This is a genomic window from Candidatus Neomarinimicrobiota bacterium (genome assembly GCA_022560655.1).
In the GTDB taxonomy this organism is placed as follows: domain Bacteria; phylum Fidelibacterota; class Marinisomatia; order SCGC-AAA003-L08; family TS1B11; genus JADFSS01.
The window spans coordinates 1-20,882 of record JADFSS010000037.1 but is presented as its reverse complement, the minus strand read 5'-3'; the positions used below and the strand labels follow the sequence as shown (position 1 = coordinate 20,882).

Here is a 20,882-nt window from a genome sequence, read left to right as displayed (position 1 = left end):
GGCCCACGGTCAGCGTGGTGGCCACCTCGGCGAGCTTGAACCGGGTGTTCTGCATGTCGGCAATGGCCTGGCCGAAGGCGCGGCGCTCGCGCACATAGGCCAGCGTGGCCTCATAGGCGCCTTCCATGCAGGCCAGGGCGGCCAGGCCGATGATCAGGCGCCACATAGCGCTACCTCAAATCGAGTCGCTTACCGGGGAGATCCCGCAGGGTGAGGCGCAGGGCGGGCTGCTCGAGGCGCCAGGGGACCGGCTCCTGGAGTTGCAGCCGGTGGCTGATGTCGGCACCCTCCCGCAGCAGAATCTGACGGACCGCCCATGACGAGGTGTCCATGACGACGTCGGCCTGCCACCACGGTGCGCTATGGCGCAGCTCCCAGAGCACGCGACCCCCCTCCTGGCGCGCGGGAGGCGCCACCACCGTGCCCGCAGGCAGTTCGCCACGGAGCAAACGTACCCACAGGGTAGCCTCCGACGGGCGGAGGGAGTCGATGATTGTCTGGTGTGTATTGCGGTCGTGGAGGTAGAGGGCTTCTCCATCGCTGGCATAGACCTTGTCCCACAGCTCCAGGCGGAAACCGGTTGGGCCGGGGAGCATCAGTACGCCGGTGGTATCCCGCCTGAAGCTGCCCTGGGCCAAAGTATACCGGAAGTGAACCAGCATGGGGGCCTTGTCCAGGTAAGCTCGCAGCGCCCCCTGCAACTGGAGCTCCTGGCCCGGCAACGCGGTTGCGAAGCATTGGGCGACCGCCAGCCATACCGTCCAGCGCATCGGGGCTACCCCTGCGGGGGCCGGACCAGTCCCAGGCGCCGGCGGTCGTAATTGGCTTGGAGCACTTCGCGGCACCAGTCCAGATTTGAGATATACCAGGTAACGGTTTTTGCCAGACCGGTGCGGAGATTTTCCCGCGGCGCCCAGCCCAGGTCCCGCCGGATTTTCCCGGCGTCGATGGCATAGCGTCGGTCGTGGCCGGGCCGGTCGGGCACAAACTCGATAAGACTGGCGTAATCGTTGATGACGCTATACTCGGTCTGCTCACGGATGAGGTCGGCCTGCTCCACCAGGCCCCGAAACAGGGTCTCCAGGAGAGCCAGATTGGTCATCTCGCTATCCCCGCCTACATGATAGGTCTCCCCCACCTCGCCGTGGGCCAGCACCTGGAGAATGGCGTCGCAGTGGTCGTCCACATAGAGCCAGTCGCGGATATTCTGGCCATCACCATAGACGGGGATGGGCTTCCCCTCCAGCGCATTCATGAGCACCAGGGGGATCAACTTTTCGGGAAACTGGTAGGGCCCGTAGTTATTGGAGCAATTGGTGATGGTGGCGGGCAGTCGGTGGGTGTGGTGGTAGGCGCGCACCAGATGGTCGGCGGCGGCCTTGGAGGCGGCGTAGGGGGAACTGGGGGCGTAAGGGGTGCGTTCCGTAAAGGCACCGGTGGCCCCCAAGCTGCCATAGACCTCATCGGTGGAGACATGGTGAAAGCGGAAGGCGGCCGCCTCATGGGCCGGCAGGGATCGCCAGTGCTCCAGGGCGGCGTCCATCAGAATATGGGTGCCCAGGATATTGGTGGTGATAAAGTCGTCGGCGGACTCGATGCTGCGATCCACGTGGGACTCGGCAGCGAAGTTTACGACAAAGGTGGGCCGAAACTCCGCCAGGAGCTGGGTCACGAGGCGGCGGTCGCCGATATCGCCCTGGACGAATCGGTAAGCCGAGTTGTCCTCCCAGCGCCTGAGGGTGGCGCGATGCCCGGCGTAGGTGAGCTTGTCCAGCACCAGGACCGGGCCCATTTCGGCCCCCAACACCCGGGCAACAAAGTTGCCGCCGATAAAGCCGGCGCCGCCGGTAACGAGAAACTTCAAGCTGAGGTTGCCCAAGGCGGCGTGCTAGGCGCCGGTACGCCGGTCTTTCAAATCCTGGATGTAGCTCTCGTCCACGAGGACATCCCGGGCCTTGGACCCGCTGTAGCCGGTGATGATACCGGCGCGCTCCAGCTCGTCAATGAGCCGGCCGGCCCGGCTGTAGCCGATGCGGAACCGACGCTGAAGCATGGAGACCGAAGCGTGCTGCTGGGCGACTACCAGGCGGGCTGCATCCTCAAAGAGGTCGTCGTCCTCGCCGTTGATGGTGATTTCGCCGTCCGCACCGGGCAGGCCCTGTTCGGGGAGGAAGATTTCATCGGGGCGCGGCTGCCCCTGGATGAACTCCAGAATGGCGGTGATTTCCTCCAGCGAAATGTAGGCGGCATGCAAGCGGATGGGCTCGGAGCCGCCGGGGGGCAGAAACAACAGGTCGCCACGACCAAGGAGCTTTTCAGCGCCCATCTGGTCGAGAATGGTGCGCGAGTCCACTTTGGTGGGCAAATGGAAGGCGATGCGGGCGGGGAAATTGGCCTTGATGAGGCCGGTGATCACGTCTACAGAGGGACGCTGGGTGGCTATGATCATGTGGATGCCTACCGCCCGGGACATCTGCGCAAGTCGGGTAATGGGGCCCTCCACGTCCTTTCCGGAGGTTATCATCAGGTCGGCCAGCTCGTCGATAATGATGACGATGTAGGGAATTTGCTCCAAATCCGTTTGGCGGGCGGCCTTGGCGCGGTACTCCTCGATGTTGCGCACCGTAACCTTTGAGAAAAGGGTGTAGCGCCGCTCCATTTCCAGCAGAGCCGACTGCAGGGCCATCACGGCATTTTTCGGGGTGGTGAGAACATACTCACCGATACCGGGGGTGGTAACCAGATGATAGCCCTCGAGAGCGCGGTAGGAGGAGAGCTCCAGTTTTTTGGGATCAATGAGGATCAGCTTGACCTCGTCGGGCTTGACACGGTAGAGCCAACTGGTGATAATGGTATTGATGCAGACCGATTTGCCGGAGCCGGTGGTCCCTGCGATGAGCAGGTGAGGCATCTGGGCCAGGTCGAAGCAGAACGCCTCGCCCGAGGTGGTCTTGCCCAAGGCAACAGTAAGGGGCGACCGGGAGTTCACGTAGTCGTCCGAACCAATGATGCTGCGGAGGTAGACCATGGAGGGCTTGTGATTGGGAATTTCCACCCCAACATGCTTGGTACCGGAAATCGGCGCGATAATGCGGATGCGCTCGGCACTCATGATGCGGGCGAGGTCATCGGCCAGAGCAGTGAACTTATTGACCCGCACGCCCTCACCGGGCTCCACTTCAAAGAGCGTGATGACCGGCCCGGGAGAAATGTTCACAACCTTGCCCATTACCTTGAAGGTGGCCAAGGCCGTCTCCAGCTGCTGGGCCTTGGCAAGGAGCTCTTCACGCGACTCGGCCTCCTCCGTCCGGGGGGGCTCGGCGAGCAGTTTCAGAGGGGGCAGTTTGAAGGGCCTGGCGGGGCTGGCGCCGGGCAAACGGCCGCGCCTGCTGCGCTCAGCCATGACATTGATGTCCGCGGCCGCCACCGTGCCCAGCTCACCGATGGGAATGTCGGCCTGGTCCAAGGCGCCGCTCTGGAATGCGCCCACAGCGCCACTGGCAGCGCGGATACGCTTGGCCGCATCAGCCTGGGCAGCCGGGGCGGTCTTGACGGGTTTGCCACGCTCCGCCGCCTTTGGTTTGGCAGGCTTGTCAGGCCGGACGTAGGCCCTGGGCTTGACGATGGTTTTCGCCCGCCGACGACGGTCGCGCCACGCGGCATACCAGATACTCACGGCCACCCACTGCCGGGACAGATAGGCGCGCACCTCCCAGCCCAAATAGCCGGTGACAACCAGGAAGTAGCCCACCACCAGCAGCAGGGCTGCACCGACCATGCCAAAAAAATCGTGGAGGACCTTGGCGGCTGCCCCCCCCAGCAGCCCGGGTGTCGTCCAGTCACCGCGACCCTCGTACACCCGCGGCGCTTCGGGCAGGCCCACGGCCACGGCAGTGAGCAGTGCCAAGACCAGCGCGTAGACGGTGATCCGAAGCATGGGCCGCTGCGCACGATTGAACAGCAGGCCGGCGCCCCACATGAGGCCCAGGACCGGGAAGATGAACGACACGTAGCCGAGCGTGAACTTGATGAGATAGTGGGAGAGATAAATGCCTACGATCCCCATGATATTGCGGATAGCGAGGTCGTCCGAGATAGTAGGTTCCTCGGCCGGATCATAGGTCACCAGGCTGATCAAGGCCAGTGTGGAGATGGCCAGCAACAGCACGGCAAAGACCTCGGCGCGGCGGGCGCGGGCCGGCATCAGAACCCCGCTACGGTAATTTTGCTGGTGTGGATCGCTGTCATCGTTGGTTCCATCGCGGGCGCGGGCCAGGGGCGGCCTCAGTCCATCAAACTGGTCTCCTTCACGAAGGGTGGCTTGACCACCGTGGCCCGGTGGGCCGTCTCGCGGATGGTCACCTCCAGCGCTGTGCCCACCTTCGTGTGGGGGCGATCCACATAGCCCAGGCCAATGCCCCTCCGCAGGACTGGCGACTGGGTTCCGCTGGTGACCGCGCCCACGACGTTGCCGGCCACGCTGAGGACGTAGCCGGGCCGGGGGATGGCCCGCTCTTCCATCTGGAAGGCCACCAGCCGGCGGCTGGGGCCGGTCTCCTTGGCCCTGGTGATTGCGGCGGAGCCGATGAAAGACCCCTTGTCCAGCTTGGTGATCCATCCGAGTCCGGCCTCAATCGGGTTGGTATCCGGTGTGATATCGTTGCCGTAGAGCGAATACTTCATTTCCAGGCGCAGGGTATCCCGGGCCCCCAGTCCCGCCGGCAGCCCCCCCAACGGCTCGGCTGCCGCCAGACAGTCGTCCCACAGCCGCCCTGTGGTTTCGGGATCGGTGTAGAGCTCGAAACCCAGTTCGCCGGTGTAGCCGGTGCGCCCCAGCACCAGTTCCCGTCCGTAGGCCTGACACTCTACAAAATGATAAAAGTCGAGCGCGGAGAGGTCCAGCCCCAGCACGGCCCCGACCAACTCCCTGCTGCGCGGGCCCTGGACTGCGATCAGGCCGGTCTCATCGGACCGGTTGGTGAGCGCGACGGCGCCTTTCAGATTGGAGCGCAGCCAGTCCCAGTCCGTACCGATATTGGCGGCGTTGACCACCACCAGATAGTGGTGCGCATGGCGGTAGATCAGCAGATCGTCCACCAGCCCGCCGTCGGCGTAGCACATGGCGGAATACTGGGCCTGTCCTTCAGCCAGGGCGGCGACATCGTTGACGGTGGTGTGTTGGAGGAACGCCAGTGCATCGGCCCCCTCGACAATGAACTCGCCCATGTGGGAGACGTCGAACAGGCCCACGGCGGTACGGACAGCCATGTGTTCCGCGTTGATGCCGGTATATTGCACCGGCATGTGGTAACCACCGAAGGGGGCCATGCGCGCGCCTAGGGCCACGTGTCTGTCATGCAGGGGAGTCTGTTTCACCGGTTTCCGGCGCCCCCCAACGCTGCCCGGATGAGATCCTCCACGGGTACGGCGCGGTCAAAGCTCTTAAGCGCTGCTTGCACCGCCCGGTGGGCCTCGGTGCGCTTATAGCCCAGCGCCACCAGGCTCTGCACCGCCTGCTCGGCTGGTCCGCCCGACGCCACCGGGACGCCAGCGCCGGGAGGCAGATCGGCCTTGAAGGTATCCTTGAGTTCAGTGAGAATGCGCCGAGCCATTTTGGGCCCCACGCCGGGGATGGCCGTCAGTGCATCCTCGTCACCCGCCTGGACACGGCGCCGGAATTCGTCGGGCAGGGCGCCGCTGAGGATGTTTATCGCGGTCTTGGCGCCGATACCGCTGATGGCGATCAGGTGTCGGAAAACCTCGCGCTCGGACCCATCGACGAAGCCGAACAGGTCCTGGCTATCCTCGCGGACCTGGAGGTGAGTGAGCAGGACGGCCTCGCTCCCTGCGTCAGGGAGCGCGCCATAGGTGTTGAGGGTCACCCACACATGGTAGCCAACACCCCCTACGTCCAGCACCACGTGGTCAGGGTGTTTCTCGATGATCCGGCCTGCCAGGCGCGTGATCAATGTCGAGATCCCGTGACGGGGCGCAGCTGTTGATGGTGACATATGGCGACAGCCAGGGCGTCCGAGGCGTCCATGGGGTCGGGCAGGTGATCCATATGGAGGATGGCCTGGACCATGTACTGCACCTGCTCCTTGCTGGCCCGCCCGTTGCCCGTGGCGGCCAGCTTGACCTTGCGCGGAGCATATTCACTGATGGGCAGCTGGTGGTGGGCGGCGCAGAGCAAGGCGACGCCTTTGGCCTGTCCCAGAATCAGGGCCGACCGGACGTTGGCGCCGTAGAAGGTGGCCTCAATCGCCAGTTCATCGGGGCGGGCCTGCTCGATGAGTTGGGAGAGGTCGTCGTAGAGGACTGCGAGGCGACGGCTCATATCAATGGCGGTGGGCGGCGTGATGATCCCGTAGTCCACCAGGGCCGGTTCCGAACCGGGCACAGCGATAAGGCCGTAGCCGGTGCGGCGGATGCCGGGATCAATTCCCAGGATGCGCATCAGGCCGGCGACGACCCGTGTGGCTGAAAAGCGGCCAGATCTTCCTCGGCAATGTCACAGTTGGCGTACACTTTCTGAATGTCCTCCAACTCATCGAGGGCATCCAAAAGCTGCAAAAGCCGTGCGGCCTCGCCGCCGGAGACCTCCACCGTGCTGGTGGGCTCCAGCCCAACCTCCACGGCATCGATGGCATAGTCTTTGCCCTCAAGGGCCGCCTGCAAGTCATAGGCTTTTTCTGCGGGGACGGTAATGACAAACTGGTCCCCATCGGCCTCGATCTCTTCGGCACCGTATTCCACCGCCAAGTCGAAGAGCTCGTCCTCCGCGACGCGGTCAGCCGGGAGTGTAAGCGTCCCACGGTTCTCGAACTGCCAGGCCACGCTGCCCGTTTCGCCCAGGTTACCCCCGTGCTTGGTCATGAGGTGACGGATGTCGGCAACGGTGCGCTTTTTGTTATCGGTGAAGATATCCATGAGAATGGCGGCGCCGCCTGGGCCGTAGCCCTCATAAGTGGCCGATTCGTAACGCACGCCCGGCAGGTCGCCGGTGCCCTTTTTGATGGCCCGCTCAATATTGGCGGCGGGCATGTTGGCGGTCTTGGCCTGGGCAACGGCCACGCGCAGGCGTGGATTGGCGTCCGCGTCGCCGCCAGCCAGCCGGGCGGCTATGGTGATCTCCTTGATCACCCGTGTGAAAATAGCCCCGCGCTTGGCGTCGTTGACGGCCTTCTTGCGCTTGATGGATGACCATTTGCTGTGACCGGACATGACCTCGCTCTGGTTACCGAAAGTGCCGCTCCAATTTAAGCACAAGGTCGTGCAGCGATAAACCTCTCAGATGGACGCGACCTCCAGTTTCGGGGACAGGCGAGCTACAGCGGGCGTAGCTGGTCGGCAGGCAACCAGCCGCTCTTACCGTCCAGCAGCTCCACCTGGCGCCACTCTTCGCGCTCGTCCAAAATGGCCACCTTCAAACCCTCGTGCAGCTGGAACAGTTCGGTGGATCTGGCCGAGGGCGCACTGGTGACGGTGACCAGCTCACCGTAGACAATGCCCTCTTTTGAACGGCCCGTGGTGAGGATAGCATCCAGCGCCACAATCGCCAGTATAGCCGCGACGACGATCCCGGGCCAGACACCTCGTCTCAGGGCCGCTAGCTGCAGCACCCGGCCCGCGGCGTGCAAGGCGCCCGCCAGCAGCAGCAATAGGGAGACGAGCCGTACCCATTCGCTGCGGGTGAAACTGCCCCGGATGCCCCGGTAGATGCGCATCACCCAGGGCTGTTCGGGCAGCTCGATGCGGTCCTTGACTCTGAGGTTCACCAGGACCAGATTGTAGCGGGCGTCAGCGTCGTTGGGGTTCAGCATGAGGGCCTTCTCGTACGCCCAAACGGCCCCGGCCACTTCACCGGTGCGGAAGTAGGCGTTGCCCAGATTATAATAGAGCTGCTCAGCCTCATAGCCGCCCCGCAGGATGGCTTCAAACTCCTGAATCGCAAGGGGCCACTGCCCATTCTCATAGCCGGCCATGCCCCGCTGGTATACCTCCTCCAGGGCTGAGGCGGCCAGAACGGTCCCCGCCACGTTGGCCAGCAAGAGGGCGAAGCCAATTTTCAGCCGGACCATTGGGAATCCACCCGCCTCAAAACGTCCTTTAACACGTGCCTGTCCGCACCGCTGTCCACCGATCCGGGGGGAGCGAAACGTGCGGCCGCGGAGCGCTCCAGCAATGCCACCAAGGCGTCCTGAACAGCGGGGGTGACGTGGGCGCCAGCCAGCAAAGTCCGCACCTGGTCCAGCCCATATTCCTGCGTCTCACGGCCCAGCTTGTGGTTCAGGTAAGCCGCGACGACGCGGCTGATGGCGCCGTGGGGGTCTTCCGGATCGTCCGTACGCTCCAGCATGGGCAGGGCGGCAGTAAGGGCGCGCCGGGCGCGGAGCGCGGGCTGCACGGCCGTTGCCAGGATGCGGGCACGGGCGCCCATCCAGGGGGCCGCGAAAAACAGCACCGTAGCCATATTCAACAGGAACAGACCGGTCGTGTACCAGCCTTCGCCGGTTCTCAGCCAGTGGACCCGGCCGGACTTGACAAAGCGGATGTCCTGGCCCAGGAGAGCAACTTCACGCCGCGTGAATCCCGGGGCAGAAGCCAGATTTTCAGGCCGGGGCAGGACAGTGAGTGCGAAGGGGCCGGTGGTGGCAACTTCATAAGCCCCGCGCTGGGGGTCGAAATAGGGCAGCCGGAGGGGGGGGATGGTGTAGCTCCCGGCCTGGCGGGGAATGATGACGTGCTCAATCGTAGCGGAGCCGCCAACAATATCGCCCAGCGACGGCTCGATGCTCACCTTGGGGTCGAACACTTCCAGGCCGCGAGGCAGGTTGAGGAGAGGATACTCCAGCGCCTTGAAGTTACCTTCGCCGCTTACCGTGAGGGTAAGAGTGACAGCCTCATCCTGCGTGACCTGTTTTGGGGCGAGGCGACCATGCAGGGAAAAATCACCCACCATGCCGCTGAAATCCGCCGGACGGCCGCGCTCGGGAACAGGCCGTACATCAATGGTAACCGACGGGGCGCTGATGGTTTTCTGGCTCACGCGGCCGCGGCCAAAGAGGGAAAAGTCGTCAAAGAACGGATCGCGCCGGCGGCGGCTACGGTCCTGGACACCCACTTTCATCACCAGGGGATCAATGTGCAGCTGCCCCGACCTGGTAGGGAACAGGGCCTGCCGCCGCACCACCGCTGTATAATAACGCTGCCCGGCGACCACCTTCTCGCGTAGCTGGAGCTTGTTGGGCGCGAAGAGCTCTTCGGTCCAAAAACCTGTGAGATTCGGGAGCGAGGCGATTTCCCACCCCGAAATACCGAGCTGGGTGTAAAGCGTCCAGGTGACGGTAATTTGCTCCCCCCGGTAGGCCTGCCGCCGATCCACGTCCGCCACCAGGAAAAGGGATTCGCGCTGCTGGCCGGCTCCCGCCGCTGCAGCCGACGGGGAGAGGACCTCAATGGCCACTGGCTCGGTATGCACGATGTTGCCCTCGACGTTGACGGCCAGGGCAGGAATGACCAGCGTGCCGACCTTGCGGGGCAGCAGGGTCCACGAATAGCTGGAGGTGGTCGACACCACTCCGTTGATGATCTGCACGCTGCGGGAAGTCGCCGGACCGGAAATGACACTGAAGCCCTCCAGCCCCACCATGGAAACGGAGCGGATGTCACCACCCTCCGAGCGAACTTCGAGGGTCAGACTGGTCCCGGTGACAACCTGCTTATCGCTCACCAAGGCCTGGACCCTCGGTTGCGCCCGCCCGGCCACCACTGAGATCAGGAGGGCTCCTGCCAGGAGCACGGCTCGGGCCGGCGGTGTTACCAATCTTTCTCCAATTTGAAGGTGGCCGCAGGTGGGCCGTAGGTGCGCTTCAGCAGATTGTCGGCGTTGGCGCGCAGGGCGTTGAGAATGGCTTCGGCTTCCTCGCGTTCCAATTCCTCTCCGGCCCGGGTCTGCTCCCGGGAATCAGGCTCGCCGGGCTGTCCCTCGGCCTGGTCCTGCTGAGCTTGCTGCTCTGCGCCCGCCTCCGGTTGCCGCCCCGACTCCGCCCGGTCGTTCTGCTCCTCAGACCGATCCTGGGGCGATCCTTCGCCGGGATCGTTGGGGGAGTCTTTCTCCGCATCGGGCTGCCGCGCCGGGGACTGGCTCTGCTCAGCCTCCTGCTGCTGCTGGGCCAGCAGGCTGGCCAGCTCATAGTTGATGCGGGCGTCCTGATCGGCAGGATTCAGCTCCAGGGCCTTGCGGAAGAAACTCCTGCTCTCGTCCACGTGGCCAGCCCGGAAGAGGCTATTGCCCAAATTGTAATGGACCCTGCTCAGCGACCGGCGATCTCCTGAACCCAGCGCAGCGTGATATTCAGCGAGGGCCTTCTGGTAGTCGCTTATCCCGTAGGCCAGGTTGCCAAAATTGTAATGCAGGGCAGGCTGGTGGGGATGCTCCTGGGTCAGCTGCTCGTACTGTTGCCACACATCCTGGAGTTCAGGGGGTATGACCGGAGCGGCGGGGACGTTATTCGCGGCAGGCTGTCCCAGCAGCAGCGCGGGTAAAAACAGGAGGGGCAGCAGCTCAGGCATAGCGGCTCCGGACCCTGGGGGCCTCTGGCCTGCCTCCGGGCAGCAGCAACTCCAGCAACAGCAGGAGCAAGGCGGGCAGGGCAAAAAATTGGTAGCGGTCCTCGAACTGGGCAAACTCGTGGCTTTTGAGGGTGCGCTTTTCCATGGCCTGAATGTCCGTCAACAGGTCCTTCAGGCCGCCGCTGCGGTTGTCCACCCGCGTATAGGATCCGGCTCCGGCACGGGCCAGTTCCTGCAACATGGCTTCGTTGAGTACCGACGTGACCACACGGCCGGATGGGTCCTTCTTAAAAGCTTTGCCGCCGTCCACCGGGATGGGCGCTCCAAAGGGCGAGCCTAGCCCCACCGTGTGGATGATGATCCCGCTTTCGGCAGCGTCGCGGGCTACCTCCAGGGCCCGGCCATCGTGGTCCTCCCCATCGCTGAGAATCACGATCGACCGGAACTTTTTGGTCTCGGCCTCGAAGCTGCGCATGGCAAGGTCCAGTGCATCGGCCAGCACGGTGCCCTGCACCTGAACGAGGCGTGAGTCCACCGCGCTGAGGAAAAGTCGCGCCGCAGCGTAGTCGGTGGTGAGGGGATAGTGCAGGTGCGCGGTGCCGGCGAAAACCACCATTCCGACGCGGTCACCGGTAAGGCCATCCAGGAAGCGACCGAGCTCGTACTTGGCCTTTTCCAGCCGGCTGGGCTTGACGTCACGGGCGTCCATGCTTAGGGACGTGTCCAGCACCAGCATGATATCCACGCCCCGGCGCTGAAGCTCCACTACCTTGGTGCCGATCTTGGGCCCCACCGCCGCAATGATGAGCAATCCCGTGCCCAGGGAAAACAGCACTAGCTTCAGGCTTTGCCGCGGGAAATTGATGCGGCCTAACAGTACTCGCTGGACCCGGCTGTTCCCTAGGCCGTGGAACTGCCGCTGCGACCGTAGCTGTCTCACCAACGCCCAGACCAATAGCGCCAGCCAGGGAACCAGCATCAGGGCCGCTTCCGGATGGGCGAACCGGATTAGGCCACCACCTTCCTGAAGATTCCGGTGCCCAGCACCGGGAGGAGCAGGCCAAGAACACTGGCGGGAATGACCAGCCAGCCGTAGAGCTCACGCACATTCTGGTACTCCTTGATCTCGATTTCGGTGCGCTCGAGCTCGTCAATGCGGCTGTAAATCTGGGCCAGAGAGGCCTGGTCGGTAGCCCGGAAGTACTGCCCCCCGGTAATCTCGGCCACCTGGCGCAGGGTTTCCTCATCCAGCTCCACCTCAACGTTCACCATACGCTGGCCCCAAATAGGATCGCTTACCGGGTAGGGCGCCATGCCGTGGGAGCCGGCTCCGATGGTGTAAATCTTGATGCCAAATTGCCGGGCCAACTGGGCGGCGGTGGTGGGATCGAGCTCGCCGGCATTGTTACTGCCGTCCGAGAGGAGAATCATCACCTTGCCGGCGGCGGGGGTATCCCGCAGCCGGTTGACAGCGTTCGCCAGGGCCATGCCAATGGCGGTGCCGTCATGCTCCTGATCCACGATGGCGACCTGGTCCAGCAGGTTGAGCAAGACGTTGGTATCGTTGGTAAGGGGGCATTGAATGAATGACTCGGCCGCAAAAACCACCAGGCCGGTGCGATCATGAACACGGTCGCTGATGAACTGGCGGGCCACTTTTTTGGCCGCCTCCAGCCGGTTAGGCTTGAAGTCCGCCGCTCGCATGGACGAGGATATATCCAGCACCAGAATAATGTCGATGACCTCCACCGTGGTTTCCCTGACCACGTCAGTGAGCCGGGGGCGGGCCAGAGACAGAGCCACCAGCGCCAGCAGCAGGAAGCGGCCGCCCAGCATGAGACCGGCCTTGATACGGCCTGATCGCACTGCGGCTGGGTCGAACAGCATGAGGGCGGAAAACCGCAGGGCGCCCTCCCGCCTATGGCCGCGCCGCCGGTACCAGATGGCCAGCAGCGGCAGCATCAGCAGGAGCAGGAGCCACCAGGGATGATGGAACGTAATCATGAGTCAGGCAGAGTATTCCTGCTCAATAAAACGGCTGAGCTGAAAAATTGTTTCTTCGCCAAAGTAATTGGCCGCGAGCTGCAGACCGATGGGCAAACCTGCTTTTGAACGGCCCATGGGTATGCTCATGGCCGGCACCCCCGCCAGGCTCATGGGGACAGTGTAGACATCGGAAAGGTACATGGTGAGGGGATCATCGACTTTGGAGCCGATGGGAAAGGGCAGCATGGGGACGGTGGGCGTAAGCAGGATATCCACTTCCTTGAATGCGTCGAGAAAATCCTGCTGAATCAGGCGCCGCACCCGTTGCGCTCGGACGTAGTAACGGTCCATGTAGCCCGCCGACAGCACGTAGGTGCCCAGCATGATGCGCCGTTGCACTTCGGGCCCGAAGCCGCTGCTGCGCGTGTCGGTATAAACCGCCTCCAGATCGTCCTGCTGCTGAAGACGCAGACCGTAGCGCATGCCATCAAACCGGGCCAGATTCGACGAGGCTTCGGCGGTGGTCAGGATATAGTAGGCGTCGATGCCATAGTCGGTGTGGGGCAGGGAGATTTCCTTGACCGCCAGCCCAGCGGTGCGCAGCAACGAGATACAGGCCCGGTAGCGCTCCTCAATCTCCCCGTCCAGACCCTCCCGCTCGTACTCCCGGGCGATGCCGATGGTGAACTGCCGGGTGCGCTCCTCGTCATAGGTAAAGGGCTGCACCGGCTGGGGCGCAGAGGTACTATCCCGGGGATCGTGCCCGGCAATGACCTGGAATACGTCGGCGGTTGTGGCGGTGTCAGGGGCAAATACACCCACCTGATCGAAGGACGAGGCAAACGCCACCAAACCATAGCGCGACACGCGGCCGTAGGTGGGCTTGAGGCCGCAGATCCCGCAGAATGCCGCCGGGAGGCGCACCGATCCACCGGTGTCGCTGCCCAGGGCTGCGTCCACCAGTCCGGTGGCCACCACCACGGCCGAGCCGCCGCTGCTGCCGCCGGGCACCCGATCCGGATCGAAGGGGTTGCGGGTGGGGCCGAAGCAGGAGTATTCTGTGGAGGAGCCCATGGCGAACTCGTCCAGGTTGGTTTTGGCGACGATGGCGGCACCGGCGTCCAGCAGCCGCTGGACCGGCGTGGCCGTATACGGGGAGATGTAACCGTCGAGAGTCCGGGAAGCACAGGTGGTGGGCGTGTCCACCAGGTTCAGATTATCTTTAATGGCCAGCAGGCGGTCCCCCAGCGCACCTTCGATGGGTCCTTCGTCAACGCGGGCCAAAGCCGCGATGGAAATATCGGTGACGACTGCGTTAAGGGACTGCTGCTCCCTCAGGGCCGCGGAAAACGCCTCAATCCGCTGGCGCATGGGCGTAGACACGTGGCGGTGGGTGGGCTAGGCTTCCTTCTTGGACGCTGAACTCTGGTCAGCCTTTTTTGCCGGTGCATCCAGATTTGATGCAGACGTAATCTCGTCCTGGATCTCGCTGGTTGCTTTCTTGAATTCCCGCATGCCCTGCCCCAGGCCGCGCGCCAGCTCGGGAAGCCGTTTCGCACCGAATATCAGCAGAACAATGAATAAGATCAGTAGGATTTCGCCAAACCCCAGTGACATAATTACCTCCTAAGTGTGTGACCGAAAGTTAATCAATACCGAGGGGCACCTCACGGGTATTTGCCGGCTCCAGGCAAGGAACGGAAATGGCAATTATCAGCGGAAATAGCGCAGGAAATAGTAGGCCACACCGATGCCCAGCAGACTGCTGATGCTAAACTTGATGCGTAACCCGAAGGTTACCGTAGCAACGAGCAGGTCGAGGGTCACAGGGCTGAGGCCCCAACTGAATGTCTGACGAAAAAACTGCCGTACGACCCCTTCGGGCAGCGCAAAGGCTAACAGCTCGCCCAGCAAGGTGCCCAGCACCGCGCCAAATAGCAGCGTAATAAAAAGTATCCCCAGGGACCGCTTCTGATACTCGGCCAGTGCCATCAAGCGACCCCCGCCAGGGCCTGCAACAGGACCAGCCCATCGCTGGAGCCCACCACCGATTCCGCAGCCCGCTCCGGGTGGGGCATCAGTCCGAGCACATTTTTCTCACGGTTCATTACGCCGGCGATGTTGGCCGTGGAACCGTTGGGATTGGCCTCCGGGACTACCTCGCCGCCGGCATTGACGTAGCGGTAGGCAATCTGACCATGCTTTTCAAGCTCCGCCAGATCGGCGGGGCTAACCAGATAATTACCGCTTTGATGGGCCACGGGCATGCGGTAGGTGCGTTGCAGATCCAGCCCCCTGGTAAAGGGACTGTCGCTGTCTTCCGGCTTTAGGTACACCATCCGGCTGACGAATCGAAGGCTCCGGTTGCTGATGAGGGCACCGGGGAGCAGCCCGGCCTCCACCAGGATCTGGAACCCGTTGCAGATGCCCAACACGAGCCCCCCCTGCTCGGCAAAGGTTTGGACCGCCGCCATAACAGGTGAGAAGCGAGCGATGGCGCCGGACCGGAGGTAATCACCGTAGCTGAATCCGCCGGGAATGATGACGGCGTCGAAGCCGTCCAGGCTCCGTTCCTGGTGCCACACATAGGCGGTATCCTCACCCATCACCTGCCGCAGGACGTAATAGGCATCGTGGTCACAATTCGACCCTGGAAATACCAGGATGGCGAACCTCAATCGTCATCCCCCACGATCTCAAACCGGTAGCTCTCGATATTGGGATTGGCCAGCAGGCGGTCGCAAGCCTGGCGGGTGATCGCCTCCGCCTTTTTCCTGGTCATTTTGGGCAGTGCGAGCTCCACGTACTTGCCCATGCGCACCCCGGCGACACCCTCGATGCCCAAGCTGCCCAGCGCCCGATCCACGGCCAGCCCCTGGGGATCCAGGATGCCATCCTTGGGCGTGATATAGACCTTGGCTCTCAGCCCTCTTTCTCTATCGATTGAACGGGGGGGATGGTCTCGGAACGAGTGACCCAGCGCACCAGGGCAGACGCAATGTAGATTACCACGCCCGGCAGCAATACCCAGCTGCCCCAGATAAGTCCAGCGATAGCCAGCGCGGCGATCCCCAGCAGGAATACGGTGTTGCCCCGGCCCGCCCGGAATGAGAGCTGCGGAAACTTGGGGAAGTGAATCTGACTGATCATGAGAAAGGAGGTCGCCACGATGGCCGGAAGCACAACGTTGGCCCCAGCGCTGCGGGCTGTGTCGGAATAATAAATCACCAGGGCGACCACAGCCAGTGCACTCATGGGCGACGGGAGGCCTTCAAAATACCTACGCGGCTCCAGGGCCGAATTTGAGTTGTAGCGGGCCAGGCGCAGGACGCCAAAATAGAGCGGTGCCCCGGCGATGAGGGCACCCAAAACGGGATACAGGTCGCGGGCATACAGCGCCCAGACCAGCACCGCCGGCGCAACACAGAACGACACCACGTCCGCCAGGGAATCGAGTTCCTTGCCAAACTGAGTCGGACTGTGGATCAAGCGGGCCAGTTTGCCATCCAGCACGTCGAAGATGCCGGCGGCAATGATCAGGCTTGTGGCCCTGAGGGGGTAGCCCTCGACGATGCTGATGATGGCCAGAAATCCCAGAAACAGGTTGACCAGCGTAAAGACACTGGGGATATGCTGTTTTCTGATGCGCTTATTGAGTCTCACGGGGTGAAATATCCCATCACACTGACGCCGCCCTTCACCTTTTGGCCTTTCACCACCTTAAGTTGAAAGTCCGCCGGCACAATCAGAATAACGCGGGAGCCAAAGCGAATGTAACCGAGGCGATCGCCCCGGGCTACGCGCTCGGCAGTCCGCAGGTGGCTGATAATCCGCCGGGCCACCGCTCCAGCGATCTGCTTGACCACAAATTTTGCGCGCTCGCCTGTCATATAGGTTATGGTCTGTGCATTGACTTCGCCAGCCCGCGGTCTGAAGGCCGCCAAAAATTTCCCCGATTGGTGCCGAATACTATCCACCACGCCATCTGCGGGGACCCGTTGGACGTGCACGTCGAAGATAGAGAGGAATATGGAAATCTGCAACGCCTCACCACCCACGTGCTGATCAAATTCCATGCGCTGGATGGCCACGATTTTGCCGTCGGCGGGCGCCACCACCGCCAACGAATCCTGAGGCGGCTGACGTACCGGGTCCCTGAAAAATATGATTGACAGCCCGGCCAGCGCCCAGAGCAGTCCCGCCACCCCCTGCAGCCAAATCCGCGGCATCCATAACAGGGCCACGCCCGCCACAACGGCGAGGATTAACAGCGGGAACAGGATGATTCGTCCTTCGGGTGCCATTGCCAGTGCTACCTCAGGCGGCGCTAACCCGCTTAAGCATTTCCTGGTAAGCCGACTCCACATTACCAAGGTCGAACCGGAAGCGGTCCTTGTCCAGTTTTTCCCCCGTTTCCAGGTCCCAGAAGCGGCACGTGTCGGGAGATATCTCATCCCCCAGTACCACCTCTTCTCCAATCAAGCCGAACTCCAACTTGAAGTCCACCAAGGTAATGCCGATGCCGCGGAAAAAAGTTTCCATAACCGTGTTGATGGCGCGGGCAGATTTTTTTATTTCCGTCAGTGCTCCAAGCGAGCAGAGGCCGAACTGGATCACATGGTCTTCATTCATGAGCGGGTCGTGGTGGGGGTCGCTCTTGAAGTAGAGTTCCAGAATGGCCTCGTCAAAGACTCTGCCCTCCTCGGTCCCGTATCGGCGACAGATGCTACCTGCGGCCACATTGCGCATAACCACCTCCACCGGCACCATTTCAAGGGCACGAATGAGCATTTCACGGTCGCTGAGTGCCTCTACAAAATGGGTGGCAAAGCCGTGCTGCTCGAGAAGCTGAAACAGGCGCGTGGAGATGCTGTTGTTGACGACGCCTTTCTCGGCAATGCGCGACTTCTTAGTACCGTCAAACGCAGTGGCATCGTCCTTGAAGCGCTGGATGAGCAGGGTTGGGTCGTCGGTCCTGAATACCTGCTTGGCTTTGCCTTCGTACAGTAGCTCACCCTTCTCCATGTCACTCCTCCCCTATAGGCCAATGCTTTGAAATATGCTGTCGATATTCTGGCGCAAATCGTCATAGTTGAAGCAGGCGTCGATCTCGGCGGCTGAGAGCAGGTCCGATATCTCGGGATCCCCGCTGAGCAGACCGTGAAAATCCCCCCCATGCTCCCAGACCTGCATGGCGTGCCGCTGCACCAGCCCGTAGGCGTCGTCACGGTTGGCGCCCTTGGCTACCAGCGCCAGCAGAACCGGTTGGCTGAAGATCAGTCCGCCGGTGAGGTCGAGGTTGGCCTGCATGCGCTCCGGGTAGACCACCAGCCCCTCCAGCAGGTCGGTCATTTTCATGAGCATGTAGTCAAGGACAGTGGTAGAATCGGGCAGGATAATGCGCTCGACGGATGAGTGCGAGATATCCCGTTCGTGCCAGAGGGCTACGTTTTCCAGGCCCACCTGGGCGTTGGCTCGCAGGAGCCGCGCCAGGCCACACACCCGTTCAGCGACGATGGGATTGCGCTTGTGGGGCATGGCCGAGGAGCCCTTCTGGTCCCGTCCGAACGGCTCCTCCACTTCGCGCACCTCCGTGCGTTGCAGGTGGCGAATTTCCAGCGCCATTTTCTCCAGCGTGGCGCCGGCCAGGGCAATGGCCGTGAGGTAGTGGGCATGACGGTCGCGCTGCACCACCTGATTGGCGGGACTGGCTGGCCGCAGGCCGAGCAACGAGCAGACTTCCTGCTCCACGTCGAGGGGGAGGTGGGCGTAGGTCCCCACGGCGCCGGATACTTTCCCCACCGCGATGCCCTCCATGGCGGCAGCCCAGCGCTGGAGGTTGCGGCCCAACTCCTCGCTCCACAGGGCCAGCTTCAGTCCGAAGGTGATCGGCTCGGCATGGACGCCGTGCGTGCGCCCTACCTGCCAGGTGAATTTGTGCTCGCGGGCCTGCTGCTGGAGCAGGTCCCGCAGCCCTGCCATACGAGCCTCGATCTCCCGGCCCGCCTCCAGGCAGAGTAGCGCCAGGGCCGTGTCCAGGAGGTCGGATGAGGTCAGCCCCAGGTGGATGTAACGGGCATCGGGGCCCACCCGCCCGGCGACGTCGGTGAGAAAGGCGATGACGTCGTGGTGGGTGCTGGCCTCGATTTCGGCGATGTGTTTTGGATCGAAGCCGGCCCGGGCCTTGATGTTTTCCAGAGCGTCGGAGGGGATCCGCCCGTGCCGCGCCTGCACCTCGCACACAGCGATTTCAACCCGCAACCAGGTCTCGAACTTGTGCTTATCGCTCCAGATACGCTGCAGGGCCGGGTTGGTGTAGCGCGGGATCACCTGCGGTCCTCAAGCGCCGAGAATCATGGTGACTTTTTGGGTGCGCCCCTTGCGCCAGACCACGAGGGTGATGGCATCCCCGGCCCGGAGCAGGTCCTCCTCAACGGCGTTGAAAAAATCCTGCACATTGTTAACGGGCCGCCCGTTGACCTCCAGGATCACGTCGTCGAAGCCGATACGCGCCCGCTGGGGGCTGATGTGCAGCTTGCCCACGCCATAGGCCTGGTAGCCCGCGTTACGGACCGCCTGCGCCAGGGTGGTCACCTCCGGCATGGGCATGCCCGAGCTGTGGCAGGCGTTCGAAGACATACGCAAGCAGTTCGGCGATTTCAGGACCGACGTCTCCAAGAACGTGATCACGGCCGCCAAGAGCATGCAGGGCCAGCTGGGGGAGACCGGCCTGTCCGTCTGGCGTGTGATGGGCCTCGCGGCCGATCGGCTCAAGTTCTTTGCCGAGCTTGCCGAGGGGCTCGGCGCCACCATGCACACGGTGGGCCCGGAGATCGCCGAGAGCGCCGGGCACATCGCGGCCTTCCAGAAGGGCCTTGGGTTGGCCGGCGAAGAGATGCGAGCCATGGCCGAGCTCTCGATGCGGACCGGCAAGACGTTGGTCGAGACCCTGGCCGAGACCGCCAACATGTCGCAGCAGTTGGGCAAGGAATTCGGCATGTCTGCGAAGATAATCTCCCGCAGCATGGGCAAGGCGACCAAGGACGTCAAGAACTTCGGCAGCCTGACCCAGAAGCAGATAGGTGCCAACATCGTCTTTGCCCGCAAGCTGGGCGTCGAGTTCGACAAGCTGCTGGGGGTTGTCGACCAGTTCGACACGTTCGAGGACGCGGCCGAGAACGCCGCCCAGTTGGCGCAGGCCTTCGGCGCCAACGTCGATGCCTTCGAGCTGATGAACGAGCAGGATCCGGCCAAGCGGATCGAGTCCCTGCGCATGGCCATGCGGGCAGCTGGCCGGGATGCCGCAACCATGAGCCGTCAGGAGCTCAAGCTGCTGGCCGCCACGACAGGTCTGGATGAGGCCACCACTAAGCAGGTGTTCTCGCTCAACAACCAGGGCGTCTCATACGATTCGATCACGAAGAAGGCCGCGGAGGCGGCCGAGGCCCAGAAGGAGCTGCCCATCATCATGAAGGACCTGGCGGCCTCGATCGAGCGCATGGTCAAGCAGGCGCAGCTGGCCAAGAAGGGCTTCTTCGATACCTTCATGGAGGGCTTCACCCGCGGCGTCAAGGGCTGGAACCTATGGGGCTCGCACGGCACCAAGTTCGGCAAGATCATGTGGAACATCCGCAGGGCGCTGATCGATACCCGGTGGGCGGGCATCCGGGTGGGTCAGGCCTTCGTCAAGTATTTTCCAGGTGTCTCGCAGTTCTTCGAGGGCCTGGCCAAGTTCTTCGATCCCAAGACCTGGAAGCAGACGTTGAAGAAGGTCACGGACGTCTTCGAGGCCTTCTTCAAGGATCTTGGTGATCCGACGGTGTCTCCTGTCGATGCGATGAAGAAACTGTTCGGAAGGCTCAAGGACGCTTTCGTCAGCTTCTTCGGTGGCCAGAGCAGCGCCGGGCGCGACATGTTCGAGGGCATCAAGAAGTTCGGCGGCGCTCTCGTCAAGATCCTGGCCGGGATGATCCCGATGATCGGCGAGGGGATCGCTAAGCTCTTGAAGGGCATCACTGGGTTCATCAGGGACCCGGGCAGCATCGGCGCCATCATGCCCGGTGCCGAGGCGCAGGAGGGCCTGATGGCGTTCTTTGCGCCCCTGATCGAGGCGCTCGTGGCGTTCGCCGAGGTCGTCAAGCCCGCGTTGATCGAGTTCCTGACCGTGCTGTGGGAGAAGAGCAAGGAGGTCGCCAAGGACCTGTGGAGCGAATACGGGAACTACGTCCTGCTAATCATGTTCGGACCGGCGGTCCTCAAGGGTCTGGTCGCTGGGATCGCGACGGGTTTCGCCAAGGCCGTCGCAGAGGGCATGACAAAGG

Annotated in this window: 23 protein-coding genes and 1 pseudogene; 1 reads left to right on the top strand and 23 read right to left on the bottom strand. The window is 62.8% G+C overall.

Going from position 1 to position 20,882, the window contains the following annotated elements; genetic code table 11:
- The 23 genes and pseudogenes from IH971_06920 to IH971_06810 form a co-directional block, all read right to left on the bottom strand.
- Positions 1 to 160, bottom strand: a pseudogene (locus tag IH971_06920) (acyl-CoA dehydrogenase).
- Positions 161 to 170: 10 nt separating this feature from the next.
- Positions 171 to 770: a hypothetical protein gene (locus IH971_06915; protein ID MCH7497564.1), complete on the bottom strand. Its 600-nt coding sequence runs from the start codon at positions 768 to 770 to the stop codon at positions 171 to 173.
- 5 nt (positions 771 to 775) lie between these two features.
- A complete protein-coding gene (gene rfbB, locus IH971_06910) occupies positions 776 to 1,864 on the bottom strand; it encodes a dTDP-glucose 4,6-dehydratase (protein MCH7497563.1) in 1,089 nt (362 codons plus the stop codon).
- Positions 1,865 to 1,888: 24 nt separating this feature from the next.
- The gene (locus IH971_06905) at positions 1,889 to 3,778 is read right to left on the bottom strand and encodes a DNA translocase FtsK (protein MCH7497562.1); all 1,890 of its coding nucleotides are present in this window, start codon (positions 3,776 to 3,778) and stop codon (positions 1,889 to 1,891) included.
- Between the two features lie 506 nt (positions 3,779 to 4,284).
- Positions 4,285 to 5,376, bottom strand: a complete 1,092-nt coding sequence (gene gcvT, locus IH971_06900) for a glycine cleavage system aminomethyltransferase GcvT (protein MCH7497561.1) — start codon at positions 5,374 to 5,376, stop codon at positions 4,285 to 4,287.
- Positions 5,373 to 5,969, bottom strand: coding sequence for a Holliday junction branch migration protein RuvA (gene ruvA / locus IH971_06895; protein ID MCH7497560.1), 597 nt, complete (start codon positions 5,967 to 5,969; stop codon positions 5,373 to 5,375). The genes gcvT and ruvA overlap by 4 nt, the downstream gene beginning before the upstream one ends.
- Complete coding sequence (gene ruvC / locus IH971_06890; protein MCH7497559.1) at positions 5,966 to 6,457, bottom strand: crossover junction endodeoxyribonuclease RuvC; 492 nt, start codon at positions 6,455 to 6,457, stop codon at positions 5,966 to 5,968. The genes ruvA and ruvC overlap by 4 nt, the downstream gene beginning before the upstream one ends.
- Positions 6,457 to 7,224 (bottom strand): YebC/PmpR family DNA-binding transcriptional regulator, encoded by a 768-nt coding sequence (locus tag IH971_06885; protein MCH7497558.1) that lies wholly within the window; start codon positions 7,222 to 7,224, stop codon positions 6,457 to 6,459. Before IH971_06885 ends, ruvC begins: the two co-directional genes overlap by 1 nt.
- A gap of 104 nt (positions 7,225 to 7,328) precedes the next feature.
- Positions 7,329 to 8,081, bottom strand: a complete 753-nt coding sequence (locus IH971_06880) for a tetratricopeptide repeat protein (protein MCH7497557.1) — start codon at positions 8,079 to 8,081, stop codon at positions 7,329 to 7,331.
- Positions 8,069 to 9,802: a protein BatD gene (locus IH971_06875; GenBank protein ID MCH7497556.1), complete on the bottom strand. Its 1,734-nt coding sequence runs from the start codon at positions 9,800 to 9,802 to the stop codon at positions 8,069 to 8,071. Before IH971_06875 ends, IH971_06880 begins: the two co-directional genes overlap by 13 nt.
- A gap of 17 nt (positions 9,803 to 9,819) precedes the next feature.
- Entirely contained in the window at positions 9,820 to 10,575 is a 756-nt protein-coding gene (locus IH971_06870) for a tetratricopeptide repeat protein (protein MCH7497555.1), read from the bottom strand.
- Positions 10,568 to 11,554, bottom strand: coding sequence for a VWA domain-containing protein (locus IH971_06865; GenBank protein ID MCH7497554.1), 987 nt, complete (start codon positions 11,552 to 11,554; stop codon positions 10,568 to 10,570). The genes IH971_06870 and IH971_06865 overlap by 8 nt, the downstream gene beginning before the upstream one ends.
- A 29-nt stretch (positions 11,555 to 11,583) precedes the next feature.
- Complete coding sequence (locus IH971_06860; GenBank protein MCH7497553.1) at positions 11,584 to 12,579, bottom strand: VWA domain-containing protein; 996 nt, start codon at positions 12,577 to 12,579, stop codon at positions 11,584 to 11,586.
- 3 nt (positions 12,580 to 12,582) lie between these two features.
- Positions 12,583 to 13,932 (bottom strand): Asp-tRNA(Asn)/Glu-tRNA(Gln) amidotransferase subunit GatA, encoded by a 1,350-nt coding sequence (gatA, locus tag IH971_06855; GenBank protein MCH7497552.1) that lies wholly within the window; start codon positions 13,930 to 13,932, stop codon positions 12,583 to 12,585.
- Between the two features lie 27 nt (positions 13,933 to 13,959).
- Positions 13,960 to 14,178, bottom strand: coding sequence for a twin-arginine translocase TatA/TatE family subunit (gene tatA, locus IH971_06850; protein ID MCH7497551.1), 219 nt, complete (start codon positions 14,176 to 14,178; stop codon positions 13,960 to 13,962).
- Between the two features lie 96 nt (positions 14,179 to 14,274).
- Positions 14,275 to 14,556 (bottom strand): DUF4321 domain-containing protein, encoded by a 282-nt coding sequence (locus tag IH971_06845; GenBank protein ID MCH7497550.1) that lies wholly within the window; start codon positions 14,554 to 14,556, stop codon positions 14,275 to 14,277.
- Complete coding sequence (gene purQ, locus IH971_06840) at positions 14,553 to 15,239, bottom strand: phosphoribosylformylglycinamidine synthase subunit PurQ (protein MCH7497549.1); 687 nt, start codon at positions 15,237 to 15,239, stop codon at positions 14,553 to 14,555. Before purQ ends, IH971_06845 begins: the two co-directional genes overlap by 4 nt.
- Positions 15,236 to 15,487, bottom strand: coding sequence for a phosphoribosylformylglycinamidine synthase subunit PurS (purS, locus tag IH971_06835; GenBank protein MCH7497548.1), 252 nt, complete (start codon positions 15,485 to 15,487; stop codon positions 15,236 to 15,238). The genes purQ and purS overlap by 4 nt, the downstream gene beginning before the upstream one ends.
- A complete protein-coding gene (gene pssA, locus IH971_06830; GenBank protein ID MCH7497547.1) occupies positions 15,484 to 16,224 on the bottom strand; it encodes a CDP-diacylglycerol--serine O-phosphatidyltransferase in 741 nt (246 codons plus the stop codon). The genes purS and pssA overlap by 4 nt, the downstream gene beginning before the upstream one ends.
- The gene (locus IH971_06825) at positions 16,221 to 16,865 is read right to left on the bottom strand and encodes a phosphatidylserine decarboxylase family protein (protein ID MCH7497546.1); all 645 of its coding nucleotides are present in this window, start codon (positions 16,863 to 16,865) and stop codon (positions 16,221 to 16,223) included. The genes pssA and IH971_06825 overlap by 4 nt, the downstream gene beginning before the upstream one ends.
- 13 nt (positions 16,866 to 16,878) lie before the next feature.
- The gene (locus IH971_06820) at positions 16,879 to 17,586 is read right to left on the bottom strand and encodes a phosphoribosylaminoimidazolesuccinocarboxamide synthase (protein MCH7497545.1); all 708 of its coding nucleotides are present in this window, start codon (positions 17,584 to 17,586) and stop codon (positions 16,879 to 16,881) included.
- Between the two features lie 12 nt (positions 17,587 to 17,598).
- Entirely contained in the window at positions 17,599 to 18,891 is a 1,293-nt protein-coding gene (locus IH971_06815) for an adenylosuccinate lyase (GenBank protein ID MCH7497544.1), read from the bottom strand.
- 9 nt (positions 18,892 to 18,900) lie between these two features.
- Positions 18,901 to 19,164: a PDZ domain-containing protein gene (locus IH971_06810; GenBank protein ID MCH7497543.1), complete on the bottom strand. Its 264-nt coding sequence runs from the start codon at positions 19,162 to 19,164 to the stop codon at positions 18,901 to 18,903.
- A 4-nt stretch (positions 19,165 to 19,168) separates the two neighbouring features.
- On the opposite strand from IH971_06810, the gene IH971_06805 reads away from it, so the two are divergent.
- A partial coding sequence (locus IH971_06805; protein ID MCH7497542.1) for a hypothetical protein occupies positions 19,169 to 20,882 on the top strand: 1,714 nt, incomplete at its 3' end.

Bases quoted from the DNA above. Each gene is read 5' to 3' on its own strand.
- IH971_06915 (MCH7497564.1), bottom strand. From the start codon at position 770: ATGCGCTGGACGGTATGGCTGGCGGTCGCCCAATGCTTCGCAACCGCG.
- IH971_06905 (MCH7497562.1), bottom strand. From the start codon at position 3,778: ATGGTCGGTGCAGCCCTGCTGCTGGTGGTGGGCTACTTCCTGGTTGTC.
- ruvC (MCH7497559.1), bottom strand. From the start codon at position 6,457: ATGCGCATCCTGGGAATTGATCCCGGCATCCGCCGCACCGGCTACGGC.
- IH971_06885 (MCH7497558.1), bottom strand. From the start codon at position 7,224: ATGTCCGGTCACAGCAAATGGTCATCCATCAAGCGCAAGAAGGCCGTC.
- IH971_06880 (MCH7497557.1), bottom strand. From the start codon at position 8,081: ATGGTCCGGCTGAAAATTGGCTTCGCCCTCTTGCTGGCCAACGTGGCG.
- IH971_06870 (MCH7497555.1), bottom strand. From the start codon at position 10,575: ATGCCTGAGCTGCTGCCCCTCCTGTTTTTACCCGCGCTGCTGCTGGGA.
- IH971_06865 (MCH7497554.1), bottom strand. From the start codon at position 11,554: ATGCTGGTTCCCTGGCTGGCGCTATTGGTCTGGGCGTTGGTGAGACAG.
- IH971_06860 (MCH7497553.1), bottom strand. From the start codon at position 12,579: ATGATTACGTTCCATCATCCCTGGTGGCTCCTGCTCCTGCTGATGCTG.
- gatA (MCH7497552.1), bottom strand. From the start codon at position 13,932: ATGCGCCAGCGGATTGAGGCGTTTTCCGCGGCCCTGAGGGAGCAGCAG.
- tatA (MCH7497551.1), bottom strand. From the start codon at position 14,178: ATGTCACTGGGGTTTGGCGAAATCCTACTGATCTTATTCATTGTTCTG.
- IH971_06825 (MCH7497546.1), bottom strand. From the start codon at position 16,865: ATGGCACCCGAAGGACGAATCATCCTGTTCCCGCTGTTAATCCTCGCC.
- IH971_06820 (MCH7497545.1), bottom strand. From the start codon at position 17,586: ATGGAGAAGGGTGAGCTACTGTACGAAGGCAAAGCCAAGCAGGTATTC.
- IH971_06810 (MCH7497543.1), bottom strand. From the start codon at position 19,164: ATGCCGGAGGTGACCACCCTGGCGCAGGCGGTCCGTAACGCGGGCTAC.